This is a genomic window from Bacillota bacterium (assembly GCA_023511455.1).
Lineage (GTDB): Bacteria > Armatimonadota > HRBIN16 > HRBIN16 > HRBIN16 > HRBIN16.
Window position 1 is genome coordinate 1 of record JAIMBJ010000014.1, and the last position, 20,097, is coordinate 20,097.

Annotated in this window: 24 protein-coding genes; 4 read left to right on the forward strand and 20 right to left on the reverse strand. The window is 57.5% G+C overall.

Annotated features, from left to right (window positions below; translation table 11 throughout):
* Nucleotides 1–89: 89 nt before the first annotated feature.
* From K6U75_09240 to K6U75_09320, 17 genes are all read right to left on the reverse strand, one after another.
* Nucleotides 90–758: a DUF4304 domain-containing protein gene (locus tag K6U75_09240; GenBank protein MCL6475221.1), complete on the reverse strand. Its 669-nt coding sequence runs from the start codon at nucleotides 756–758 to the stop codon at nucleotides 90–92.
* Nucleotides 755–1,513 carry an RHS repeat-associated core domain-containing protein gene (locus K6U75_09245; protein MCL6475222.1) on the reverse strand — a complete coding sequence of 253 codons (759 nt, stop codon included), beginning with the start codon at nucleotides 1,511–1,513 and terminating at the stop codon, nucleotides 755–757. The genes K6U75_09240 and K6U75_09245 overlap by 4 nt, the downstream gene beginning before the upstream one ends.
* A gap of 66 nt (nucleotides 1,514–1,579) precedes the next feature.
* Complete coding sequence (locus K6U75_09250) at nucleotides 1,580–2,392, reverse strand: hypothetical protein (GenBank protein ID MCL6475223.1); 813 nt, start codon at nucleotides 2,390–2,392, stop codon at nucleotides 1,580–1,582.
* A 9-nt stretch (nucleotides 2,393–2,401) separates the two neighbouring features.
* On the reverse strand, nucleotides 2,402–2,641 hold the full coding sequence (locus K6U75_09255; GenBank protein ID MCL6475224.1) for a hypothetical protein: 240 nt from the start codon (nucleotides 2,639–2,641) through the stop codon (nucleotides 2,402–2,404).
* A 77-nt stretch (nucleotides 2,642–2,718) separates the two neighbouring features.
* Complete coding sequence (locus K6U75_09260; protein MCL6475225.1) at nucleotides 2,719–3,021, reverse strand: hypothetical protein; 303 nt, start codon at nucleotides 3,019–3,021, stop codon at nucleotides 2,719–2,721.
* A 32-nt stretch (nucleotides 3,022–3,053) separates the two neighbouring features.
* Nucleotides 3,054–3,794, reverse strand: a complete 741-nt coding sequence (locus K6U75_09265; protein ID MCL6475226.1) for a DUF4258 domain-containing protein — start codon at nucleotides 3,792–3,794, stop codon at nucleotides 3,054–3,056.
* Between the two features lie 137 nt (nucleotides 3,795–3,931).
* Nucleotides 3,932–4,780 (reverse strand): SMI1/KNR4 family protein, encoded by an 849-nt coding sequence (locus K6U75_09270; protein ID MCL6475227.1) that lies wholly within the window; start codon nucleotides 4,778–4,780, stop codon nucleotides 3,932–3,934.
* Entirely contained in the window at nucleotides 4,771–5,229 is a 459-nt protein-coding gene (locus tag K6U75_09275) for a hypothetical protein (GenBank protein MCL6475228.1), read from the reverse strand. The genes K6U75_09270 and K6U75_09275 overlap by 10 nt, the downstream gene beginning before the upstream one ends.
* A gap of 178 nt (nucleotides 5,230–5,407) precedes the next feature.
* Complete coding sequence (locus tag K6U75_09280) at nucleotides 5,408–5,776, reverse strand: hypothetical protein (GenBank protein ID MCL6475229.1); 369 nt, start codon at nucleotides 5,774–5,776, stop codon at nucleotides 5,408–5,410.
* A 3-nt stretch (nucleotides 5,777–5,779) separates the two neighbouring features.
* The gene (locus K6U75_09285; protein ID MCL6475230.1) at nucleotides 5,780–6,484 is read right to left on the reverse strand and encodes an RHS repeat-associated core domain-containing protein; all 705 of its coding nucleotides are present in this window, start codon (nucleotides 6,482–6,484) and stop codon (nucleotides 5,780–5,782) included.
* Between the two features lie 84 nt (nucleotides 6,485–6,568).
* A complete protein-coding gene (locus tag K6U75_09290) occupies nucleotides 6,569–7,237 on the reverse strand; it encodes a DUF4304 domain-containing protein (GenBank protein ID MCL6475231.1) in 669 nt (222 codons plus the stop codon).
* A complete protein-coding gene (locus K6U75_09295) occupies nucleotides 7,234–7,992 on the reverse strand; it encodes an RHS repeat-associated core domain-containing protein (GenBank protein MCL6475232.1) in 759 nt (252 codons plus the stop codon). The genes K6U75_09290 and K6U75_09295 overlap by 4 nt, the downstream gene beginning before the upstream one ends.
* Before the next feature lie 66 nt (nucleotides 7,993–8,058).
* Entirely contained in the window at nucleotides 8,059–8,871 is an 813-nt protein-coding gene (locus K6U75_09300) for a hypothetical protein (GenBank protein ID MCL6475233.1), read from the reverse strand.
* 9 nt (nucleotides 8,872–8,880) lie between these two features.
* On the reverse strand, nucleotides 8,881–9,120 hold the full coding sequence (locus tag K6U75_09305; protein ID MCL6475234.1) for a hypothetical protein: 240 nt from the start codon (nucleotides 9,118–9,120) through the stop codon (nucleotides 8,881–8,883).
* Nucleotides 9,121–9,197: 77 nt separating this feature from the next.
* Nucleotides 9,198–9,500 carry a hypothetical protein gene (locus K6U75_09310; protein ID MCL6475235.1) on the reverse strand — a complete coding sequence of 101 codons (303 nt, stop codon included), beginning with the start codon at nucleotides 9,498–9,500 and terminating at the stop codon, nucleotides 9,198–9,200.
* A 32-nt stretch (nucleotides 9,501–9,532) separates the two neighbouring features.
* Entirely contained in the window at nucleotides 9,533–10,342 is an 810-nt protein-coding gene (locus K6U75_09315) for a DUF4258 domain-containing protein (GenBank protein ID MCL6475236.1), read from the reverse strand.
* A gap of 114 nt (nucleotides 10,343–10,456) precedes the next feature.
* The gene (locus K6U75_09320) at nucleotides 10,457–11,821 is read right to left on the reverse strand and encodes a CCA tRNA nucleotidyltransferase (GenBank protein MCL6475237.1); all 1,365 of its coding nucleotides are present in this window, start codon (nucleotides 11,819–11,821) and stop codon (nucleotides 10,457–10,459) included.
* A 319-nt stretch (nucleotides 11,822–12,140) separates the two neighbouring features.
* On the opposite strand from K6U75_09320, the gene K6U75_09325 reads away from it, so the two are divergent.
* From K6U75_09325 to K6U75_09335, 3 genes are read left to right on the forward strand one after another with little or no spacing between them, the layout of a single operon-like run.
* A complete protein-coding gene (locus tag K6U75_09325; GenBank protein MCL6475238.1) occupies nucleotides 12,141–13,235 on the forward strand; it encodes a uroporphyrinogen decarboxylase family protein in 1,095 nt (364 codons plus the stop codon).
* Nucleotides 13,232–13,984, forward strand: a complete 753-nt coding sequence (locus K6U75_09330; GenBank protein MCL6475239.1) for an HAD-IA family hydrolase — start codon at nucleotides 13,232–13,234, stop codon at nucleotides 13,982–13,984. Before K6U75_09325 ends, K6U75_09330 begins: the two co-directional genes overlap by 4 nt.
* Before the next feature lie 5 nt (nucleotides 13,985–13,989).
* Nucleotides 13,990–16,317 carry a hypothetical protein gene (locus K6U75_09335; GenBank protein ID MCL6475240.1) on the forward strand — a complete coding sequence of 776 codons (2,328 nt, stop codon included), beginning with the start codon at nucleotides 13,990–13,992 and terminating at the stop codon, nucleotides 16,315–16,317.
* A 125-nt stretch (nucleotides 16,318–16,442) separates the two neighbouring features.
* On the opposite strand, the gene K6U75_09340 is transcribed toward K6U75_09335, so the two are convergent.
* Together K6U75_09340 and K6U75_09345 are read right to left on the reverse strand one after the other, a co-directional pair.
* Complete coding sequence (locus tag K6U75_09340; protein ID MCL6475241.1) at nucleotides 16,443–16,721, reverse strand: hypothetical protein; 279 nt, start codon at nucleotides 16,719–16,721, stop codon at nucleotides 16,443–16,445.
* Nucleotides 16,709–16,951 carry a twin-arginine translocation signal domain-containing protein gene (locus K6U75_09345; protein MCL6475242.1) on the reverse strand — a complete coding sequence of 81 codons (243 nt, stop codon included), beginning with the start codon at nucleotides 16,949–16,951 and terminating at the stop codon, nucleotides 16,709–16,711. The genes K6U75_09340 and K6U75_09345 overlap by 13 nt, the downstream gene beginning before the upstream one ends.
* Nucleotides 16,952–17,081: 130 nt before the next feature.
* Here K6U75_09345 and K6U75_09350 point away from each other — a divergent pair, with 130 nt between their 5' ends.
* The gene (locus K6U75_09350) at nucleotides 17,082–18,248 is read left to right on the forward strand and encodes an amidohydrolase (protein MCL6475243.1); all 1,167 of its coding nucleotides are present in this window, start codon (nucleotides 17,082–17,084) and stop codon (nucleotides 18,246–18,248) included.
* 367 nt (nucleotides 18,249–18,615) lie between these two features.
* Here K6U75_09350 and K6U75_09355 read toward each other — a convergent pair whose 3' ends face one another.
* A complete protein-coding gene (locus K6U75_09355) occupies nucleotides 18,616–20,070 on the reverse strand; it encodes an NADH:flavin oxidoreductase (GenBank protein ID MCL6475244.1) in 1,455 nt (484 codons plus the stop codon).
* Between the last annotated feature and the right edge of the window lie 27 nt (nucleotides 20,071–20,097).

Here is a 20,097-nt window from a genome sequence, read left to right on the forward strand (position 1 = left end):
CCCACATGTTATAAGCATATAGTCCTGTCCTACATAGGGTATGTTGGCTGAGGCATATGCTTGCCATCTCTATAGCCATTGCCCGCGCTTCAAATCTCCTTCTCCAGGCGTAGCTGGGTCAAAGTAAACTGGCGCCATTCATACAGTTGCTGCACTGCCGCCTCCGATGACTGCTCCAGCAACGACATCATCCGATTGACACGCTCCGCTATCTCCCCCATCCACGGATAGTTCGGTTCATCTTGGCGCAACTCGGTATACAAGCGAGGCAAAATCCGCCGCGCAAGACGATAATCGCCAATCAAAATATAAGAATAGGCTTTTACTTCTTGATAGTGAACATCCTTAGGATTTCCACTCTTTTTGTCAATCCACCATATCACCTCACTGGGGGTCCGCACCTTATCCAGAAATGGTAACCCGTACTTTTGCATATACCAGTAGATTTCCTGCATCACTTGCTTCTCCTGCTCGTTATCCTCTGGACGCCACCGCCACCAGATGTCTCTGTCATGTTGAAACCATCCCAATCGCCCACCAATATTCAACACAAAGTGATCACAGGGCACATAGAGTGGCTGAGCGAACACCCATACCGTGAAGGCTTCCCTGTCCAGATAAGAGGTTTGAAAGTAGAAGGCACGAAGAACCATCTCCACTGGGGTGGCGTATAGAATCGTCGTCGGTTTGTACCTGAAGTTGGGCAATAGAGGTAGGATGTGTTTTCTAAACGCCTTCATCAGAATGCTGGCTTTCATCTGGGGCGTACCTCCCGAATAGGAATATTTTCGCAACCTTTGGGGAGATGCCGACGTATCTGCTCAATCCGTTTCGGTGTCAACTGCGCACCTCCTGTCTTCAAATCCCAAATCTCCTTCGGCTTATCAAGACGACCTCTAACCGCATCTACCCGTACTGAGCCCCGGGAACCTCTGGGTACTACCACACCGTTCCTATAGGATACCTCAGCGCGGATTCGTCCACGCGAGATTTGTTGCACCTGCTTTGCGAACTCCGTATGAACACGAGTCCCATGCGCAGCACCACGACCAGAACCTACGATACGCTGCGCATTATTCGCTGCCTGTTGAACCTGCCTCGCAGCGCGCGCAGAAAATATGAACTCTCCCACGCCCAGCGTAGCCGCTGTAATCAAACACTCACGACCCACTCCAGCGAAGAAGTTGCTGGTATCAAAACCAACCTGATCTTTGTAAGCGCCTCCATCCCACAAGCCAAAAGTGAAGACACTGCCAACCGCCGCCAATCCCGTCTTGAGACCTTCTGACACAACCTCACTGTTGAAGAGGAAAGGTCCTATCCAGATTCCATCCTCTGTCTTCTTGAACCAGTCCTTTCCTCCGTCATCTGCCATGTTGATGGGGTCATTGCCCGCATACCGATACAGGTTCGGGTCGCCGGAGGCGATGTCAATCGGGTCGCGTTGGAGCCATCTTGCGGTGCGCGGGTCGTACTCGCGGGCGCCGACATGATACAAACCTGTGGCTGGGATGTACTCATACCCGTACGCCCCGTTCCAGCGGGAGGGCTGGCGCGTGGTCTCCGCGTGAGCGTTCCGCTATTTCTTCAAACGCGCCACTACCTTCTCCACCATCTTGCGGAACTCGCCTTGACTACGCTTTGCCATCCGCTCCGCAAACCGTGCCAATATCGCCTCCCGTGCCTCCCGCACCTTCAAACGCGCCAACCCACGCGCCGCCTCTAACGCGACGCCATCGTCAAAATCCTGCAACAACTCCAGCAACAACTCGCGCAGCCCTTCAGGACGAAAGCGAACCATTGCGCGTAAGATTTGGGTGCGTGCCGAACCGTAGCGTGGGTCGCGCACAATCTCCAACAGGTGGGGCAGGTCTTCCCGCTGCGCCAGATACCCAATCGCATTCCCAAAAGCGAAAAGCAAACTCTCCCACGGAGCCAGCGTGCGGATGCGACGCTGCATCTCCACTGGCAGTTCGTAAAAATCGCCCAGATCAACGTGAGTCTCTGAAAGGCGTTGGTACTCCCGCGCCAGTTCTGCGTTCCACGGCACCTGCTTGAGCTGTTCTATCAACACCGAGTTGGCAATCCCGCGTGCTTCCTTCACAGTTAGGGCTCTTGTCAGCATCTCTTTCACCCGAGGATGCTGCACTGTGCGCAAGAGATCGATCAGCGTTGGAATGACCTCAGGGTACGAAAGCCCAGTATTGACCAGTGCGTCTAGCGGCGAGAGTGGTTCTGTTTGCCAGAGAGCGCGTGCCTCTGTTTCATACTGGACAATCTCTCGCACTCTGGGAAACTGCTCCAGCACACGGTCGACCTTTTCGTACTCGCTTTGGCGCAGTTGTTCATCAAGCGCGAGTTCCAGCATCGGTTCATCTACAATCGGTTCCATCGCCACACCTCATAGTATGGGCTTGTGGATGCTTCTACCCTGTCGGATGAGGTCTTGCAGTCGTTTATCCAAGACCGTATTGCGTCGTGTGATGAGTACAAAGGTGTGGTTATAATTCTTGCACCACTCTAAATAGTCTTGAAGTTGTTTGGTGTATCGCAGCTCGCGGACATTCTTTACTTCTTCAAGTGTGCACGCATTTTTATTAACCTCTTCAGGGAACGGGACCCCTTCGATTGAGCAGTGCAAAACACATACGCCGTTAGGAAAGTTAGAAACTACACATGGCTTATATACTCACCGCAGCACGGTTCAAACAGCCAAATCTAACCGCTTTCGCTATCTGCAGATTCAACTTTCGCTATAGCTATCAGAATCTGTTGACAAACTTCCTCGTCTCCGAAAAATGAAGGACTCTCTCTACGCCACTCTTCGTTTGGTTCGTAGTAATCAAGGTCGACTGCAAGATCGTTAAGAATGTCCCAGATCTGCTGCTCACCTGGTGCGATCTCATCCTCTCTGGTGTCCCACACCAGCTGCTGAAACCTGTTTATCCTTTCGGAGCGATTCTTCGGGTTCTCAATCGCTTCCTTGAGCAACCCGATCAGCATCTCCAACTTTGGACTCATCCAGCCCCTCCAAGAGAATTTTACCCACCAGGCTATCTACATCGTACAGGCTGATAGCGCGGACTTAGCTCGCGTGTCACAAAAGTAGTTGTGACCTTACCAGTTACAGGATTACGCGCTACTACAAGATGTTTTCCACTAGCCATTCCGTGTTCGAGAACGTGGATGATTGTTTTCGTTTTAGGATCCCAGAACTGCCTGCCACGTTCTGTGGCTTTTCGCACCATCGCCGGAGTAATCCCGCGTTCGGACATACGTTGCAACGCATGCTTAGAAAAAACAAGACGCGGTGCCAAAGCTGTGGATGTACGCGCACCACCAACTGCTGTTGCTTGCCTAACAGCGCCCCGCACTCCTTGGGAAGCCGCTGCTTTTGCCGTAGCAGCACCCCCAAACACCATCTCATCCCCTGGAACCACAGAGGAAAACCCTGCCAGCAGTAGGGCACCGCCCCACAAAGTCGCATCCCACGCCAGCTGCCATCCCGACGCCTGTCCGCAATCATAACGCCCTGCCGTCGTACCGAACCGCTCTGTCAAACCGAACATCAAGTTCTGATCCACCCACTGGCTCAGCCCGCCCATTCCGCCCATATACCAGCGTTTGAGATCTTCCCAAAAGTCTAAGCCAGAGGGGTCTGCCAGGTTCACGGGGTCGTTGAGACAGTACCGATACAGGTTCGGGTCGCCGGAGGCGATGTCAATCGGGTCTCTCTGCAGCCATCTTGCGGTGCGCGGGTCGTACTCCCGTGCGCCCGCGTGGCACAGCCCCACGGTGGGCAGCCACTCATACCCCGCGGCGGCGTTTTAGTGCTGTCAAGGAGCAGGCGGGTGTTGCCCCACCTTTACGAGCATTATAGCGGGTGCAGCCGAAGAAAGCAAGGTTGTTCCCTCTACGTCGGGCATCATCGTTACGGCAGGTTGGGTTGCGCTATCAGATATTGCAATGCCTCGCGGAAGGAGGTGAACTCGGCGCTTGGGGTTCCGTCCTCGTGATGGAAGTAGTAGACGCGCGGCTGTTCATCCCCTTCCCGCGCAACGATGAACCCACCGCCACGCCCTGCTAATACCCAGTAGATGGCTTCTCCAAAGTTAACCTCATACATGGAGGATATGCCGAAAACGTCAACGTCGCCGGTTATAAAACCATCACACTGTTTCAAAAGTTCATGGTAGTCGTCTGGTAAAAGAAGCCGACGCCGATTTAGCCACCGCTCACGCTCGGGGGCATCCATGGGATAAGCCATCTCCAGCACCGGGTGCTGGGATATCCAATCCGCGAGCCATCCACTCATGACAGGAAACAAGCCGGGGGCGGAGACCACCTCAGGTGATACGGGCGCATCGGGACGCATGGGGTCAGAAAGTAGCTCTACCGAAAGCACCTTTACCTCAACGTCATGGCGTTTCCGAATGCGACGGACGTCTCTGCTGTATGTAATGCTAAAGAAACGACCATCGACCAGATGGATACGTGCCTGATAAACCGTGTTGCGGCACTCGAATCGCACCACCGCAAGACGTCTCTCCTCTTCGGGGTGGTGAGGGAAGCGGACAGTAGGCTCATCGGGCGAAGCAGGGTAATAATCCGCTTCGGTACCCAGAATTAGCTGACAGCGTCTGAGGACACGCAGCTGTTCATCCCATATCGCCTGCGCTTCCGGGGATAGATGCTTCCTCACCTCGTCCAGTATCTGTTTATCCAGAGGCGCGATGACTTCTCGCCTAAAAACGGTAGAAAGCCATGCCTTCAAGGACATTTTCCGTCTCCCAGCACCAGTTTGTTCCACCAGCTGGAGAGCCACCCAGCTGCCATCCCTGCTACTCCCACCGTCACTGAACTGGGAACCCTGTGTAACTGTTGTCTCCATACGGGATACGCTGGGTTAGCCTCCTTCCAGCGACTCGGAAGGAACTGCCGACGAAACGGGTCGTTCTTTGCATGTTCCGCTGCCCACATATACTTGGTATTCAAAGGAGAATCCATAAACCATTTGGGAACCCAGCGATATCGTTGCGGTATCCAGTGCGACACTTCCACCTTCTCCACGCCGCGCACCCTGCCATAAACGAACACCCGGGCAGGGTCAGGCCGAGACAAACTAGCCAGTCGTGCATTCCGCGCGTAACCCAACCAGCCGCTGAGTGCGGTCGTGTGCAGAATACCAGTAACCTCGCCCGCGTTATACCAGCCACTACACCGGTTCACGACGCTATCTACCCCCATCCATTGACGGGCTTTAGCCGTTAAGCCAAAAGTAAGCGTATCGCCCCAACCGGCGAAAAAATTCGCGGCGTCATCTAGCCAATCCAGTCCCGAAGGGTCTACTGTGTTAACAGGATAAAACCTTGCAGAACTTTGCAGCACGGGCAAGATCAGGAAAAGGCTAAAACCGCTTTAACCACAGCAAAAAACGCTTCCAAAAACCAGCTACACCCCGTGCCTCTGCAGCCTCTCGCCGCTTCCTTTCCCATTCCTGTCTGTTCAAAGCCGCTTTTTCCACTAGAGATAAAATCTCGTGATACTGCTGTTCTGAAGGATTATACAATCGGCAGCGTAAGACCTCCATTTGGCGCACTAGTAGGGAGACCGGACGCCCATATTTATCCAATACCACCATCTCCTCCCTGTCACTCGGATCATCACTGTCGTACCACTCGACATAGCTACCCAAACTGTCGAAACCGTGTTCTATAAAATATCCATCATGAATATCGATAAGTCGTACTGGAAAGGCAACCTCATGTACAGGCATCGCCTACCACCCCTGCCATGGTCTGTGTCTGCCTATGCCCGGTCGTCTATGGTAATGTAGCCATTTCCAGAAAGGCGCATACCTAGGTGGCGTGTCTTGCCACTTGTGCCAATCTAAGGCGAATATTCGCTTTCCGTCTCGGTAGACATTCATTCCTACGCCACCAGTATGTTGGTAATCTATCCACTGGAAATTATATCGTCCTATTCTAACACCGTTGGAGGTCGCTACCCCACCTAAGACTCCGCCCATCCCCCCAATCAACGCAGCTCCTATCGTCTCGCACGGGCGGTAGCAATTTTGCCAGGCAAAAGCCAGCGATACGCCCTGCACCGCAAGGTCACTGCTTGCCCCAGCTAAAGCACCACCAAGCACTGCACCAGCCGTGCCCCCAATACCAAACGTCCCTGCCAAGCTGGCTCCTGCCACGCCGCCCAGCACGCCCGCAGCGCCGATAACCGCCCCCCGCAACCCGCCATGCCAGATGTTCTCGCCGGACACCCAGGCAGTTACTCCACCTACAATACCACCGAGCACCACTCCTGCACCCACACCTGCCAATAGGGGCACAAACATGCCGTCGGGGTCAGCAATGTTGACAGGGTTATTCAGGCAGTAGAGGTAGAGGTTGGGATGCCCGCCGGCAACACCAATCGGGTCTCTCTGAAGCCATCGTGTGGTGCGCGGGTCATATTCGCGGGCGCCCACATGTTATAAGCATATAGTCCTGTCCTACATAGGGTATGTTGGCTGAGGCATATGCTTGCCATCTCTATAGCCATTGCCCGCGCTTCAAATCTCCTTCTCCAGGCGTAGCTGGGTCAAAGTAAACTGGCGCCATTCATACAGTTGCTGCACTGCCGCCTCCGATGACTGCTCCAGCAACGACATCATCCGATTGACACGCTCCGCTATCTCCCCCATCCACGGATAGTTCGGTTCATCTTGGCGCAACTCGGTATACAAGCGAGGCAAAATCCGCCGCGCAAGACGATAATCGCCAATCAAAATATAAGAATAGGCTTTTACTTCTTGATAGTGAACATCCTTAGGATTTCCACTCTTTTTGTCAATCCACCATATCACCTCACTGGGGGTCCGCACCTTATCCAGAAATGGTAACCCGTACTTTTGCATATACCAGTAGATTTCCTGCATCACTTGCTTCTCCTGCTCGTTATCCTCTGGACGCCACCGCCACCAGATGTCTCTGTCATGTTGAAACCATCCCAATCGCCCACCAATATTCAACACAAAGTGATCACAGGGCACATAGAGTGGCTGAGCGAACACCCATACCGTGAAGGCTTCCCTGTCCAGATAAGAGGTTTGAAAGTAGAAGGCACGAAGAACCATCTCCACTGGGGTGGCGTATAGAATCGTCGTCGGTTTGTACCTGAAGTTGGGCAATAGAGGTAGGATGTGTTTTCTAAACGCCTTCATCAGAATGCTGGCTTTCATCTGGGGCGTACCTCCCGAATAGGAATATTTTCGCAACCTTTGGGGAGATGCCGACGTATCTGCTCAATCCGTTTCGGTGTCAACTGCGCACCTCCTGTCTTCAAATCCCAAATCTCCTTCGGCTTATCAAGACGACCTCTAACCGCATCTACCCGTACTGAGCCCCGGGAACCTCTGGGTACTACCACACCGTTCCTATAGGATACCTCAGCGCGGATTCGTCCACGCGAGATTTGTTGCACCTGCTTTGCGAACTCCGTATGAACACGAGTCCCATGCGCAGCACCACGACCAGAACCTACGATACGCTGCGCATTATTCGCTGCCTGTTGAACCTGCCTCGCAGCGCGCGCAGAAAATATGAACTCTCCCACGCCCAGCGTAGCCGCTGTAATCAAACACTCACGACCCACTCCAGCGAAGAAGTTGCTGGTATCAAAACCAACCTGATCTTTGTAAGCGCCTCCATCCCACAAGCCAAAAGTGAAGACACTGCCAACCGCCGCCAATCCCGTCTTGAGACCTTCTGACACAACCTCACTGTTGAAGAGGAAAGGTCCTATCCAGATTCCATCCTCTGTCTTCTTGAACCAGTCCTTTCCTCCGTCATCTGCCATGTTGATGGGGTCATTGCCCGCATACCGATACAGGTTCGGGTCGCCGGAGGCGATGTCAATCGGGTCGCGTTGGAGCCATCTTGCGGTGCGCGGGTCGTACTCGCGGGCGCCGACATGATACAAACCTGTGGCTGGGATGTACTCATACCCGTACGCCCCGTTCCAGCGGGAGGGCTGGCGCGTGGTCTCCGCGTGAGCGTTCCGCTATTTCTTCAAACGCGCCACTACCTTCTCCACCATCTTGCGGAACTCGCCTTGACTACGCTTTGCCATCCGCTCCGCAAACCGTGCCAATATCGCCTCCCGTGCCTCCCGCACCTTCAAACGCGCCAACCCACGCGCCGCCTCTAACGCGACGCCATCGTCAAAATCCTGCAACAACTCCAGCAACAACTCGCGCAGCCCTTCAGGACGAAAGCGAACCATTGCGCGTAAGATTTGGGTGCGTGCCGAACCGTAGCGTGGGTCGCGCACAATCTCCAACAGGTGGGGCAGGTCTTCCCGCTGCGCCAGATACCCAATCGCATTCCCAAAAGCGAAAAGCAAACTCTCCCACGGAGCCAGCGTGCGGATGCGACGCTGCATCTCCACTGGCAGTTCGTAAAAATCGCCCAGATCAACGTGAGTCTCTGAAAGGCGTTGGTACTCCCGCGCCAGTTCTGCGTTCCACGGCACCTGCTTGAGCTGTTCTATCAACACCGAGTTGGCAATCCCGCGTGCTTCCTTCACAGTTAGGGCTCTTGTCAGCATCTCTTTCACCCGAGGATGCTGCACTGTGCGCAAGAGATCGATCAGCGTTGGAATGACCTCAGGGTACGAAAGCCCAGTATTGACCAGTGCGTCTAGCGGCGAGAGTGGTTCTGTTTGCCAGAGAGCGCGTGCCTCTGTTTCATACTGGACAATCTCTCGCACTCTGGGAAACTGCTCCAGCACACGGTCGACCTTTTCGTACTCGCTTTGGCGCAGTTGTTCATCAAGCGCGAGTTCCAGCATCGGTTCATCTACAATCGGTTCCATCGCCACACCTCATAGTATGGGCTTGTGGATGCTTCTACCCTGTCGGATGAGGTCTTGCAGTCGTTTATCCAAGACCGTATTGCGTCGTGTGATGAGTACAAAGGTGTGGTTATAATTCTTGCACCACTCTAAATAGTCTTGAAGTTGTTTGGTGTATCGCAGCTCGCGGACATTCTTTACTTCTTCAAGTGTGCACGCATTTTTATTAACCTCTTCAGGGAACGGGACCCCTTCGATTGAGCAGTGCAAAACACATACGCCGTTAGGAAAGTTAGAAACTACACATGGCTTATATACTCACCGCAGCACGGTTCAAACAGCCAAATCTAACCGCTTTCGCTATCTGCAGATTCAACTTTCGCTATAGCTATCAGAATCTGTTGACAAACTTCCTCGTCTCCGAAAAATGAAGGACTCTCTCTACGCCACTCTTCGTTTGGTTCGTAGTAATCAAGGTCGACTGCAAGATCGTTAAGAATGTCCCAGATCTGCTGCTCACCTGGTGCGATCTCATCCTCTCTGGTGTCCCACACCAGCTGCTGAAACCTGTTTATCCTTTCGGAGCGATTCTTCGGGTTCTCAATCGCTTCCTTGAGCAACCCGATCAGCATCTCCAACTTTGGACTCATCCAGCCCCTCCAAGAGAATTTTACCCACCAGGCTATCTACATCGTACAGGCTGATAGCGCGGACTTAGCTCGCGTGTCACAAAAGTAGTTGTGACCTTACCAGTTACAGGATTACGCGCTACTACAAGATGTTTTCCACTAGCCATTCCGTGTTCGAGAACGTGGATGATTGTTTTCGTTTTAGGATCCCAGAACTGCCTGCCACGTTCTGTGGCTTTTCGCACCATCGCCGGAGTAATCCCGCGTTCGGACATACGTTGCAACGCATGCTTAGAAAAAACAAGACGCGGTGCCAAAGCTGTGGATGTACGCGCACCACCAACTGCTGTTGCTTGCCTAACAGCGCCCCGCACTCCTTGGGAAGCCGCTGCTTTTGCCGTAGCAGCACCCCCAAACACCATCTCATCCCCTGGAACCACAGAGGAAAACCCTGCCAGCAGTAGGGCACCGCCCCACAAAGTCGCATCCCACGCCAGCTGCCATCCCGACGCCTGTCCGCAATCATAACGCCCTGCCGTCGTACCGAACCGCTCTGTCAAACCGAACATCAAGTTCTGATCCACCCACTGGCTCAGCCCGCCCATTCCGCCCATATACCAGCGTTTGAGATCTTCCCAAAAGTCTAAGCCAGAGGGGTCTGCCAGGTTCACGGGGTCGTTGAGACAGTACCGATACAGGTTCGGGTCGCCGGAGGCGATGTCAATCGGGTCTCTCTGCAGCCATCTTGCGGTGCGCGGGTCATATTCCCGTGCGCCCACGTGGTACAAGCCGATGGCAGGCGTCCACTCATATCCATAGGCAGCGTTCCAGCGGAAGGGGTTGAAGGTGGTGCCGTGCCCCACGCATCGTAACTGTAACGGTCGGTGATGTTGCCTGAACTGTCAAGGAGCAAACGGGTGTTGCCGCGTCATCGGGAGAATTATGGCGCGTCCGACCGAGAAAGGGAAGCTGCTCGCTTACCCGAACCGCTCCAGCAACAGCCGAGTAGCACTCTCCTTATCATCGGGGGCGAGTCTGCCCTCGATGACCTCGTTCAAAAGAAACTGCTTGCACTCGCCCACCTGTTTGCCTGGGGGGATTCCCAGAATCTGCATAATCTCGCGTCCAGTCAGGGGGCTGTCCAGCGACTGCACGTCCTCGCGGGCGGTCAGCAGTTCGATGCGGCGCTGCAGGGCGTCGATGTCCGCTTTGGGGAAGGCGGGGTTGCTTGCAGCGATGTCTGCCCGCACCAGCGTCAGCAGCTCCTGTAGCAAGCCGTCGGCATCGCGAATGAGCCGGCGCACCGCTGCATCGCTCCACGAATAGTCGTACTCGCCGGGGCGCATGTGCAGGCGCACCAGCTGCACCACCTGCTCCACGATGTCGTTGCTGTAGCGCAGGCGTCGCAATACCTGCCCGGCAATCTGCGCACCTACGTTCTGGTGACCGTAAAAATGCACGCCGCGCTCGTCGACGGTGCGGGTGAGGGGTTTGCCCACATCGTGCAGTAGCGTCGCCAGACGCAGCACCAGCGAGGCATCCGGCGGCAGGTGCGAAAACGCCACCAGCGTATGCTCCCACACGTCGTAGAGGTGGTACTGGTTCTGCTCCACCCCGCGCATCCGCGCCAGCTCGGGCGCAAACTGCTCCAGCAAACCGGTCTCCAGCAGCAGCCACAAGCCCTTCACCGCCTCCGTCGCCTGCAGCAGGCGTGTGAACTCGTCGCGGATGCGCTCCTTGCTGATAATCTGCAGGCGATGCGCGGTCTTGCAGATGGCGTCGTAGGTGCCCGGCTCGATGTCGAAGCCGAGCTGCGCCGCGAAACGCACCGCCCGCATCGCGCGGAGGGGGTCTTCCTCGAAGGTGACCATCGGCTCCAGCGGTGTGCGCAGCAGTCCCGCCTGAAGGTCACTCAATCCCATGCCCGTCAGGTCGAGCAGCTCGCCGGTGTGCAGGTTGCGCATCAGCGTGTTCACCGTGAGGTCGCGCCGGAAGGCGTCCTCGCGCAGGGTGGCGGGCTGTACCTGCACGGGCTTGCGGCTATCGGCGGAGTAGCTCTCGCGGCGGGCGGTGACCAGCTCTACCTGCACGCCCTCGATATGCACCATCGCCGTGCCGAAGCGGGGATAGGTGACCGGCAGATGGTCGGTGATGCCCTGTGTGTGCAGCCAGTGCGCGAGTTCGAGCGCGTCCGCCTCGGTCACGATGTCCACGTCAGGTGGCAGCGGACGACCGAGCAGTTCATCGCGCACGATACCGCCCACCAGGTACAGGCGTCCTTCCCACTTCGTGCCGAGCGTGGTCTGACGCAACTTGTCGATAGCAATCAGCAGGTGGCTCACACATCGAGTGTACCACGCTTTTGCGCGGGGCGAGTATTCATTCCGTGCCCGGTGCGCGTATCGATTCCCATTGCTGAGGCAGAGGGATACGCCAGAACAGCGAAAGTGCTTCTTCTCTTCGTCCCCCCTCTGGCAGATTCCTTATTTACAGGTTACAATAATCGGTGAGGTCGCAGCCCGTCGTGTGTGAGGATTACCACTGTAGCCGCGGGCTTCAGCCTGCGCTGGGCGGAACGCACCCTGAGAGGGGCGGCGCTATGGTGTTGGAGAGCAAGACCACAGGCAGGTTGACCTTGAGCCATCCAGAGGGTGAACCAACATGAAACGTGAGCGTGCGTTGAAAGCGTTTCAGAGGGAGATGACCGACCGCATCCCGCACTGGGAAATCATCTCCTGTCCGGATGCTATCGAGTACATTACCGGCATAGACCCCTGGCAGCATCCGCGCCAGGCGCAGAAGGCACTGGTGGAACGCTATGCCCTCGACCTGTACACGCTGCCTCTTGAGGATACCCCTGTGCCGCGCCCGCCAGACGGCGTGGTATACGAGGATGCCGAGGGACGCAGGACCGTGCGCTGGGGATGGGACCATACCTGGCACTGGGATTGGGGACATCGGTTTCGGTCGGTAGAAGAAGTGCTGCGCTATCAACCGCTGGAACACTGGGACTACCGCGAGATGGACCCCATCGGGATGGACCTTTCGCCGTCGGAAGACGAGCTGGCAAAACGTTTTCAGGAGCAGGTCAACCGCGACCGCGCCGCCAATGGTGACCTCTGTCTGGAAATCGGGCACTTTTATAACACCCTGTTCATGTGGCCCCTGCTCACTTTTGGCTGGGAGCTCTGGCTGGAGGTGGCGGCGTGCTACCCACAGGAGGCAAAGCGCCTGTTGCGTGACTTCGCCGAAATCTCGCGTAAAGTGTTTCGCGCGTGGGCACAGACGGATGTACAGGTTTTCTCCAGCCACGACGACATCTGCCATCGGCAGGGACCGGTCTTCTCGCCGAAGTGGCTACGCGAGAATATCTATCCCTACTACGAGGAGTTCTGGGGTTACCTGAAAGCGTCGGGCAAGAAGATATTCTTCGTCTCCGATGGCAATGTGGATATGGTGGCGGACGACGTGCTGGCGTGCGGGGCGGACGGCATCTTCTGCGAAACCTATACCGACTGGAAAGCCTTCGCCCGAAAGCACCCCGACAAGGTGTTGCTGGCAGGTGGCGACAACCGCATCATCATGAGCAATGACCGCGAGGCGATCGAGGCGATGGTACGCGAGATGGCGGAGGTAGGGCGTCACATGCCCGGATACTTCTTCTGCGTGGGCAACCACCTGACGTGGGACCTGCCTCCCGAGGGCGTGAAGGCTTACTTCGACGCTGCCGAGAAATACGGGGTGCGCAGTGTATGACGAAGGCAGCGATATTCGACATCGACGGCGTGCTGGTAGATTCACCACACGAGCGTGCGTGGGGCGAGACGTTACAAAGACTCATGAACACCCGCTGGGCGGACATCGCTTCTGACACTCGCTATGCGCCGGGGCGTTATACCTCAGAGGTATATCAACACGTCGTGTCCGGCAAACCCAGGCAGGAGGGAGCGGCTGCGTTGCTGGAGTACTTCGGCATCCACGACCCCGACGGCAGGCGCACACAGGAGCTGTGCGACCTCAAACAGCAGATGATTGTGGAACTGATCGAACGCGCCGAGTTTACTGCCTTTGAGGACGGTTTGCGGTTTATCCTCGCGCTGAAGGCGAGAGGAGTGAAACTGGCTGCCGCCTCTTCGTCCAAGAACGCCAATCGGATGCTGGAGCGGGTGTTCCTGTATCCCTTCTGCGAGAGGCAATGCCTGCAACTGCCCTTTGTCACCGCGCAAACACGCCTGATTGACCTGTTCGACGCCAACGTTTGCGGGCGCGACTTTGCGCGGGGTAAGCCGCACCCCGAGATATTCCTCACCGCCGCGGCTCTGCTGGACGTTCCCCCAAACCGGTGCGTTGTTATCGAAGACGCGCCATCGGGCGTGCAGGCGGCGAAGGCGGGAGGGATGCGCTGTATTGGCGTGGCGCGTAGGGACGATAGCGACTTGCTGCGTGCGGCAGGCGCAGACTGGGTGGTAACGAGTCTGGACGAGGTCAATCTCGAGGAGCTGTGAGGAGGATGGACGAATACGACTTTATCGACGGCTGGATTATTCGGGAGAAGCAGTACAAACCTGAAGAAGAGAGCGCAAAAGCCACCGTTTTCGCACTGGCAAACGGCTACATGGGTCTGCGTGGAGCAGGCGAAGAGCTTCCCCCCACCATCCCGGGCGTCAAAGGATGTTACATCAACGGTATCTATGATACTCCCCGTGGGAAACTCACCGAGCGCGAATTCCCCAACATGCCCGACTGGACGCTCATCCAGTTCTGGGCGGACGAGGAGCCTTTCGACCCCGCCAACATGGGTGAGCTGCTGGAATACAGCCGCGAGCTGGACATGCGCGAGGGCGTGATGCGCCGCTCCATCCGCTGGCAAAGCCCCTCCGGTAAGGTAATCCGTATGGAGAGCGAACGCCTGCTCAGCATGACGCACCGGCATGTGGGGGTTATCCGCTACCGGCTGGTTGCCGAAGACCCGGTGCACATCGAACTGCATTCCAGTATCGATGGGGCGGTGAACAACCGCTGGGCGTATCATTTCAAGCGGTTCTCTCGCCAGCAGGATGGCGAGGAGGACTATCTGGAAGTGGAAACCTTCGAGCCGGGCTACCATATCGGCGTGATGGCAAGACATGAGGTGCGTACGCCCGCACAGGTGAGCGTGGAGCGGGACGACCCCACCGACCGGTGCGTGCAGACGATTTTCAGCGTGCACCTGCAGCCGGGACAGGAGCTCGAGCTGACCAAATGGTGTGCCCTGTACGACAGCCGATTCAGCAACGGCGACCTGCGCGCGTTATGCCTTGCCGATATCGAGGCAGCGCGCACACTGGGCTACGAGGCGCTGAAAGCGCAGCATGTACGCCGCTGGGAAGAGCTATGGCAGGCATCCGACGTGCAGATTGAAGGCGACGAAGAGGCGCAGATGGGCATCCGGTTTGCGGTGTTTCACCTGCTCGCCGCCGCACCTTACCATGATGACCGCATCAGCATCCCCGCAAGGGGTCTGCAGGGACAGGACTACTACGGTTCTATCTTCTGGGACTGCGAGATATTTGTGCTGCCTCTGTTCATCTACACCCAGCCAGAGGTCGCGCGAAACATCCTGCGCTATCGCTACCACACGCTGGAAGGCGCGAAGCGCAAGGCGAAGAAACTAGGATTTGAGGGAGCCTATTACGCCTGGCAAAGTCAGGAAACCGGGGACGAGCAGTGCGACCTGTACGTGTTCACCAATCCACTCACCGGTGAGCCCATACGCAGCTACTTTGCCGACGAGCAGATACATATCTCTGCCGACATCGCCTACGCGATGTGGCAGTATGTGCAGGCAACGGGCGATGAAGGCTTCTGGCTGGATGGCGGCGCGGAGATTCTGGTGGAAGTGGCACGCTTCTTCCTGTCGCGGGCGACGTGGAATGCCGAGCGCGAGCGCTATGAACTCCGTTCGGTACTCGGTCCCGACGAGTATCATGAGCGCGTGAACAACAACGCCTATACGAACGCGCTGGCGCAGTTCAGTGTGCAGAAGGCAATCGAGGTGCTGAACCTGTTGCGGGAGAAACATCCCGAGGCATACGATGCAATCAAGGTGAAAACCGGTCTCACCGACGGCGAAGTGTCCCGATGGCAACACTTCGTGCAGAGGGTGTACGTGCCTGCCCCCGACCCGCAAACGCGCTTGATACCGCAGTTTGACGGCTACTTCGGGTTGCGCGACGAGCCGGTGGAAGAGACCCGCAAGCGGCTGGCACATCCCGACCTGCACCCGGGCGGACCGCTGGGGCCCTATCAGGAGACGCAGAACATCAAACAGGCAGACGTGGTGATGTTGCTGTACCTGCTGCGCGACCGCTACGATACCGAAACCAAGCGGGCGAACTGGCGCTACTACGAACCCCGCACGGCACACGACTCCTCGCTCAGCCCGATGGCGTATTCGCTCGTGGCGGCGGATGTGGGCATGGTGGACTGGGCATACAAGTACTTCCTGTACACCGCGCACATCGACCTGGCGTCCTATGGACCGCACTGGAATCTGGGCATCCACGCGGCATCACTGGGCGGGGCATGGCAGGCTGTGGTCAACGGTTTCTGCCAGCTGGAGCTGACCGCAGACGGCATCCGGTTTCTCAAGCCGCCGGTCATACCTGCCCACTGGCAAAGTGTGAGGTTCCGCGTGATGTGGCATGGTCAGCCGGTGCAGGTGCGTGTGGACGGGCAGAGCGTGCAGCTGACCAACGAAGGCACAGGCGACGTTCCCGTGCTGACCCCTCTGGGCAGAGCAGTGGTCGCGCCCGGCGAAAGCTGGCGTTGGGATTACTCAGGAGGTAGTTCCGACTGACTGGAGGGCGCGCCTCCCGCCGAGCCGCAAAAACTCCTGCCCGCGCGCGTGGAGGTTGGGCATGTTTTCCGGCTCACGCGGGGGTTCGCCCTCCAGAGTAAACATCCGTTTTCACCGACCGTGAACTACCCCGGTCTGTCCTCCTCGTTGACCGTGAGCCCATACAGTCGCGCCAGCTGCAACGCCTGCTTGCGCCAGTCGCCGTACACGGTCACGCGATGCCAGCCCATATCCCATTCGTTCAGGATGTTCTCGGCATCGGTTTTCGCTGCCAGCTTGGTGCGACAGGCTTTCGGGTCATCGACGTTGGCGACGGTCTTGCCGGTATGTATCACCATGCGCTTGCCGCCTACATCGATCTCTAGCGTGGTGACGGTCTCGCCGAGGGGCATCAATGACTGCACCGAAGCCCCTTTCTGGTCCTCGGCATGCGAACGGATGATGTAGGGGTTCGCCTTGCCCTGCGGACCGAACACGCGGTTGGTGGCGACGCAGTGCGCGTAGATAATCCAGCCGCGCGCGGTGCGGCGAACGCTGTTTCGGCAAGTGGCAGAAGCATCCATGCGCCGATTGCTCCACCCGCGGCCCGCAGAAACTGCCGGCGACTTAACGCACACCTCTCGCAGGGGTTCATCAGATGCACCCTCCTTGTTCAGAGTTCAGGTCAAGCGAACAGGTTTCTCAGTGCCCTTCTTCGAAAAGGAAGAAGGATTTCCTGTTACTTAGCGTCAAAAACTTTCGCATCAGGGAGAGGAGAAACCATCATGTCGGGGATACGACAGCATATGGCGCAGTTACAATCGGAGTGGGTAGCCCTGCGCCATGACCTGCACGCACATCCCGAGCTGGCTTTCGAAGAGCATCGTACGGCAGGAGTGGTCGCCGAATGGTTGCGCAGATATGGTCTGGAAGTGCGCACCGGCGTGGCGGGTACAGGGGTGGTGGGCACATTGCATGGCGAAGCGGGCGAAGGAGCAGTGGTGGGTTTTCGTGCCGACATGGACGCCCTGCCCATCGAGGAGCAGAACGAGCTACCGTACCGCTCCCGACACCCCGGCAAGATGCACGCCTGTGGACATGATGGGCATACCGCCATCCTGCTGGGCACAGCAGCGGTGCTTTCTCACTTGCGGACACAACTGCGTGGCACGGTGCGCTTCTATTTCCAGCCTGCGGAAGAGAGCGTTTCGGGGGCGAAGGCAATGCTGGAAGCGGGCGTTTTGCAGGAGATGCCTCCCCGCTGGGTGGTGGCATTGCACGGACGACCGGGGTTGCCGCTGGGTAGCGTGGGCATTCGCGCAGGCGCGATGATGGCGTCGGCAGATACGTTTGACATCCGTTTGAAGGGCCGGGGAGGACACGCCGCATTGCCCCACCTTACCGAAGACCCCATTGTGGCGGGGGTGCAGCTGGTGCAGGCAATGCAGACGCTGGTCAGCCGTGAGAGCGCACCTTCCGACCCTGTGGTGCTGAGCATCACGCAGTTCCATGCAGGCAACACCTATAACGTACTGCCGGAGGAGGCTCATCTGGCGGGAACCGTGCGCTGCCTGCGTGAGCAGACGCGCGGCAAGCTGCGCCATCGCATGGGGCAAATGCTGGAGGCAATGGCACAGGCGTGGCACATGGAAGGACGGTTCGACTGGCACGAGGGCGTGCCTGCCCTGTGGAACGACGAAAACGTTACTTCACGGATAGCGCAGGTAGCGGAGCGGGCATTCGGTAAGGAGAGGGTGATATGGCTGGAGCATCCGCTGATGGGCGCAGAGGATTTCGCCTTTTTTGCGCAGGCTGTTCCTTCGGCAATGTTCTTTCTGGGGCTGGGGGAAGTGGCGGACTGGCATACCGCCTGTTTCGATTTCCCGGACGAAGCGATTGCGCCCGGGGTGGAGATGTTCGTTCGGCTCGCGCTGGCAGAGTTCGCCACATAAAAAAACAGGGCGACAAAGCCGCCCTGTCTGCGCAGATGAACCGCCTCGGCATCCCTCCTCTCCGAAGCCTCTGGTGTCCTTCGCCAGCCAAGTTAGAGATATGCACCCTCACGGATCATGAGTACCACCAGTGCGATTGCCGCGATGGCCACACATATCGCGATAACGGAAGACATCCTGTGCACACCTCGCTTCCTTGCCTGCGTATGGTAACGGGAAGACTTCCCGCGTATTCGCTGTCTCGCTTCCACTGAGGTCTTTCCACCCGGAGTCGCAAAGTGTTCCTGCGTATCCTGCGAGGTGTGCCAAAAACCGAGAAGGATACTGACGGTAAATTGCGCAACCGCAAGAGTGTCAGAGAGGCGCTTTACCCCGGACGTTTCACCCTCTTTAACTGCTCCGCCAGCGGGGAGTTTCTGTAGAAGTCGTCCAGCGGGTAGCATCCTGAAGGCAATCCGTTACGCGGGGCGGTAGTGCAATCGCTGAAGGTGCGGCAGATGCGTTTGGTCTGCAGCGGTCTGCCTTCCAGTATGTCGCGCGGCAGTTCAGGGTATGCCAGCATTATCCGTCCCAGCCCCACCAGGTCCGTCCATCCCTCGCGCACGGCCGCCTGCGCCACATACGGAATGTAGTCCTGCAGGTAGGTATATGCTGTGCCCACGATGACCATGTCCGGGAACTGCTGTTTCAACGTGCGCACAGCCCACATTTGCCGCGCCACGCCCACCAGCGGGTCTTCAGGGGGCTGATAGCCGTCAGAGGGCGGGTACAGGGCAGGACGCTGGATGTGCGGGTTATAATAGGGACTGCCGGCGGTAAGGTTGACCAGCCGGATGTCCAGCTCGCGCAGCAGGGCGAGAAAGGCGGCAGGCTCGGTCAGGTCGGGTTCGGTCGGGTTCTGCGGGTTCACGCCGAAGCCCCACTGGTAGGGCAGCAGATGTTCGAACGGCTCCGGCATGCCGATGCCCGGCTTGCCCGGTCGCGATGTTGCCGGGTCGGGGCGGAAGGGCACCATGTCGAACGCCGACAGCCGAACGCCGATGCGCAAGTGGGGCGTCTCCGCACGGATGCCCTGCACCACCTCCCGCAGGAAGCGGGTGCGGTTCCCGAAGCTGCCGCCGTAGTCGCCTTCGCGCGTGTGCGCACTCAGAAACTCGTGTCCCAGATAGCCATGGCAGTGCTTGATGTCCACAAAGTCGAACCCAATCTGCCACGCCAGTTTCGCCGCGCGGATGAACGAGTCGATAATGTGCCGAACGTCGCCATCGGTGAGCGAGGGATAGTCATCGGGCAGGTTCAGCCGCCTGTCCAGAATGGGATGGCGATACAGGATTCGCGGGGCAGGCTTGTCGTCGGGACGGCTGTAGCGACCGGAATGGGTGAGCTGCAAGCCGATGACGAGTCCGTCGGTGGAGCCGCAGGCTTTACGGTGCTCTTCGACCAGCGCGTCGCGCAATCTGGCGAGGTCGTCGCGCGTGTGTTCGTTTAATACGAGCTGGTTGGGGTTCGCCCTGCCATCGTGCTGTACGGCTATCGCCTCGCCGCCCCAGATGAGCTTGGCTCCGCTGCTTCCAAAGCGTCGCCATCGGCGGAAGGTCATCTCCGAAGGTCTGCCGTCGCGCGTGCCGTCCCAGCCCTCCATCGGCTGCACGGCAAAACGGTTGCCGATAGTGAATCCATCTGCTGTTATCGGCTGGGCGAGGGGCGAGGCATCCCCCACCAGCACCTGCCGATCGCAGGGGATATGCAGATTCAGCTGCTGTATCGCAGCAAGGAACTCGTCGACGCTCTTTAATGATGCCAGCTTCACGTAGTCGCTCATGGTGGAAGGTTTCGACATGCAGGGCGC

Excerpts from the sequence above, each read along its gene's own strand:
- K6U75_09240 (MCL6475221.1), bottom strand. The coding sequence starts at position 758 with ATGAAAGCCAGCATTCTGATGAAGGCGTTTAGAAAACACATCCTACCT.
- K6U75_09250 (MCL6475223.1), bottom strand. The coding sequence starts at position 2,392 with ATGGAACCGATTGTAGATGAACCGATGCTGGAACTCGCGCTTGATGAA.
- K6U75_09260 (MCL6475225.1), bottom strand. The coding sequence starts at position 3,021 with ATGAGTCCAAAGTTGGAGATGCTGATCGGGTTGCTCAAGGAAGCGATT.
- K6U75_09270 (MCL6475227.1), bottom strand. The coding sequence starts at position 4,780 with ATGTCCTTGAAGGCATGGCTTTCTACCGTTTTTAGGCGAGAAGTCATC.
- K6U75_09280 (MCL6475229.1), bottom strand. The coding sequence starts at position 5,776 with ATGCCTGTACATGAGGTTGCCTTTCCAGTACGACTTATCGATATTCAT.
- K6U75_09290 (MCL6475231.1), bottom strand. The coding sequence starts at position 7,237 with ATGAAAGCCAGCATTCTGATGAAGGCGTTTAGAAAACACATCCTACCT.
- K6U75_09300 (MCL6475233.1), bottom strand. The coding sequence starts at position 8,871 with ATGGAACCGATTGTAGATGAACCGATGCTGGAACTCGCGCTTGATGAA.
- K6U75_09310 (MCL6475235.1), bottom strand. The coding sequence starts at position 9,500 with ATGAGTCCAAAGTTGGAGATGCTGATCGGGTTGCTCAAGGAAGCGATT.
- K6U75_09325 (MCL6475238.1), top strand. The coding sequence starts at position 12,141 with ATGAAACGTGAGCGTGCGTTGAAAGCGTTTCAGAGGGAGATGACCGAC.
- K6U75_09330 (MCL6475239.1), top strand. The coding sequence starts at position 13,232 with ATGACGAAGGCAGCGATATTCGACATCGACGGCGTGCTGGTAGATTCA.
- K6U75_09335 (MCL6475240.1), top strand. The coding sequence starts at position 13,990 with ATGGACGAATACGACTTTATCGACGGCTGGATTATTCGGGAGAAGCAG.
- K6U75_09345 (MCL6475242.1), bottom strand. The coding sequence starts at position 16,951 with ATGAACCCCTGCGAGAGGTGTGCGTTAAGTCGCCGGCAGTTTCTGCGG.
- K6U75_09350 (MCL6475243.1), top strand. The coding sequence starts at position 17,082 with ATGTCGGGGATACGACAGCATATGGCGCAGTTACAATCGGAGTGGGTA.
- K6U75_09355 (MCL6475244.1), bottom strand. The coding sequence starts at position 20,070 with ATGAGCGACTACGTGAAGCTGGCATCATTAAAGAGCGTCGACGAGTTC.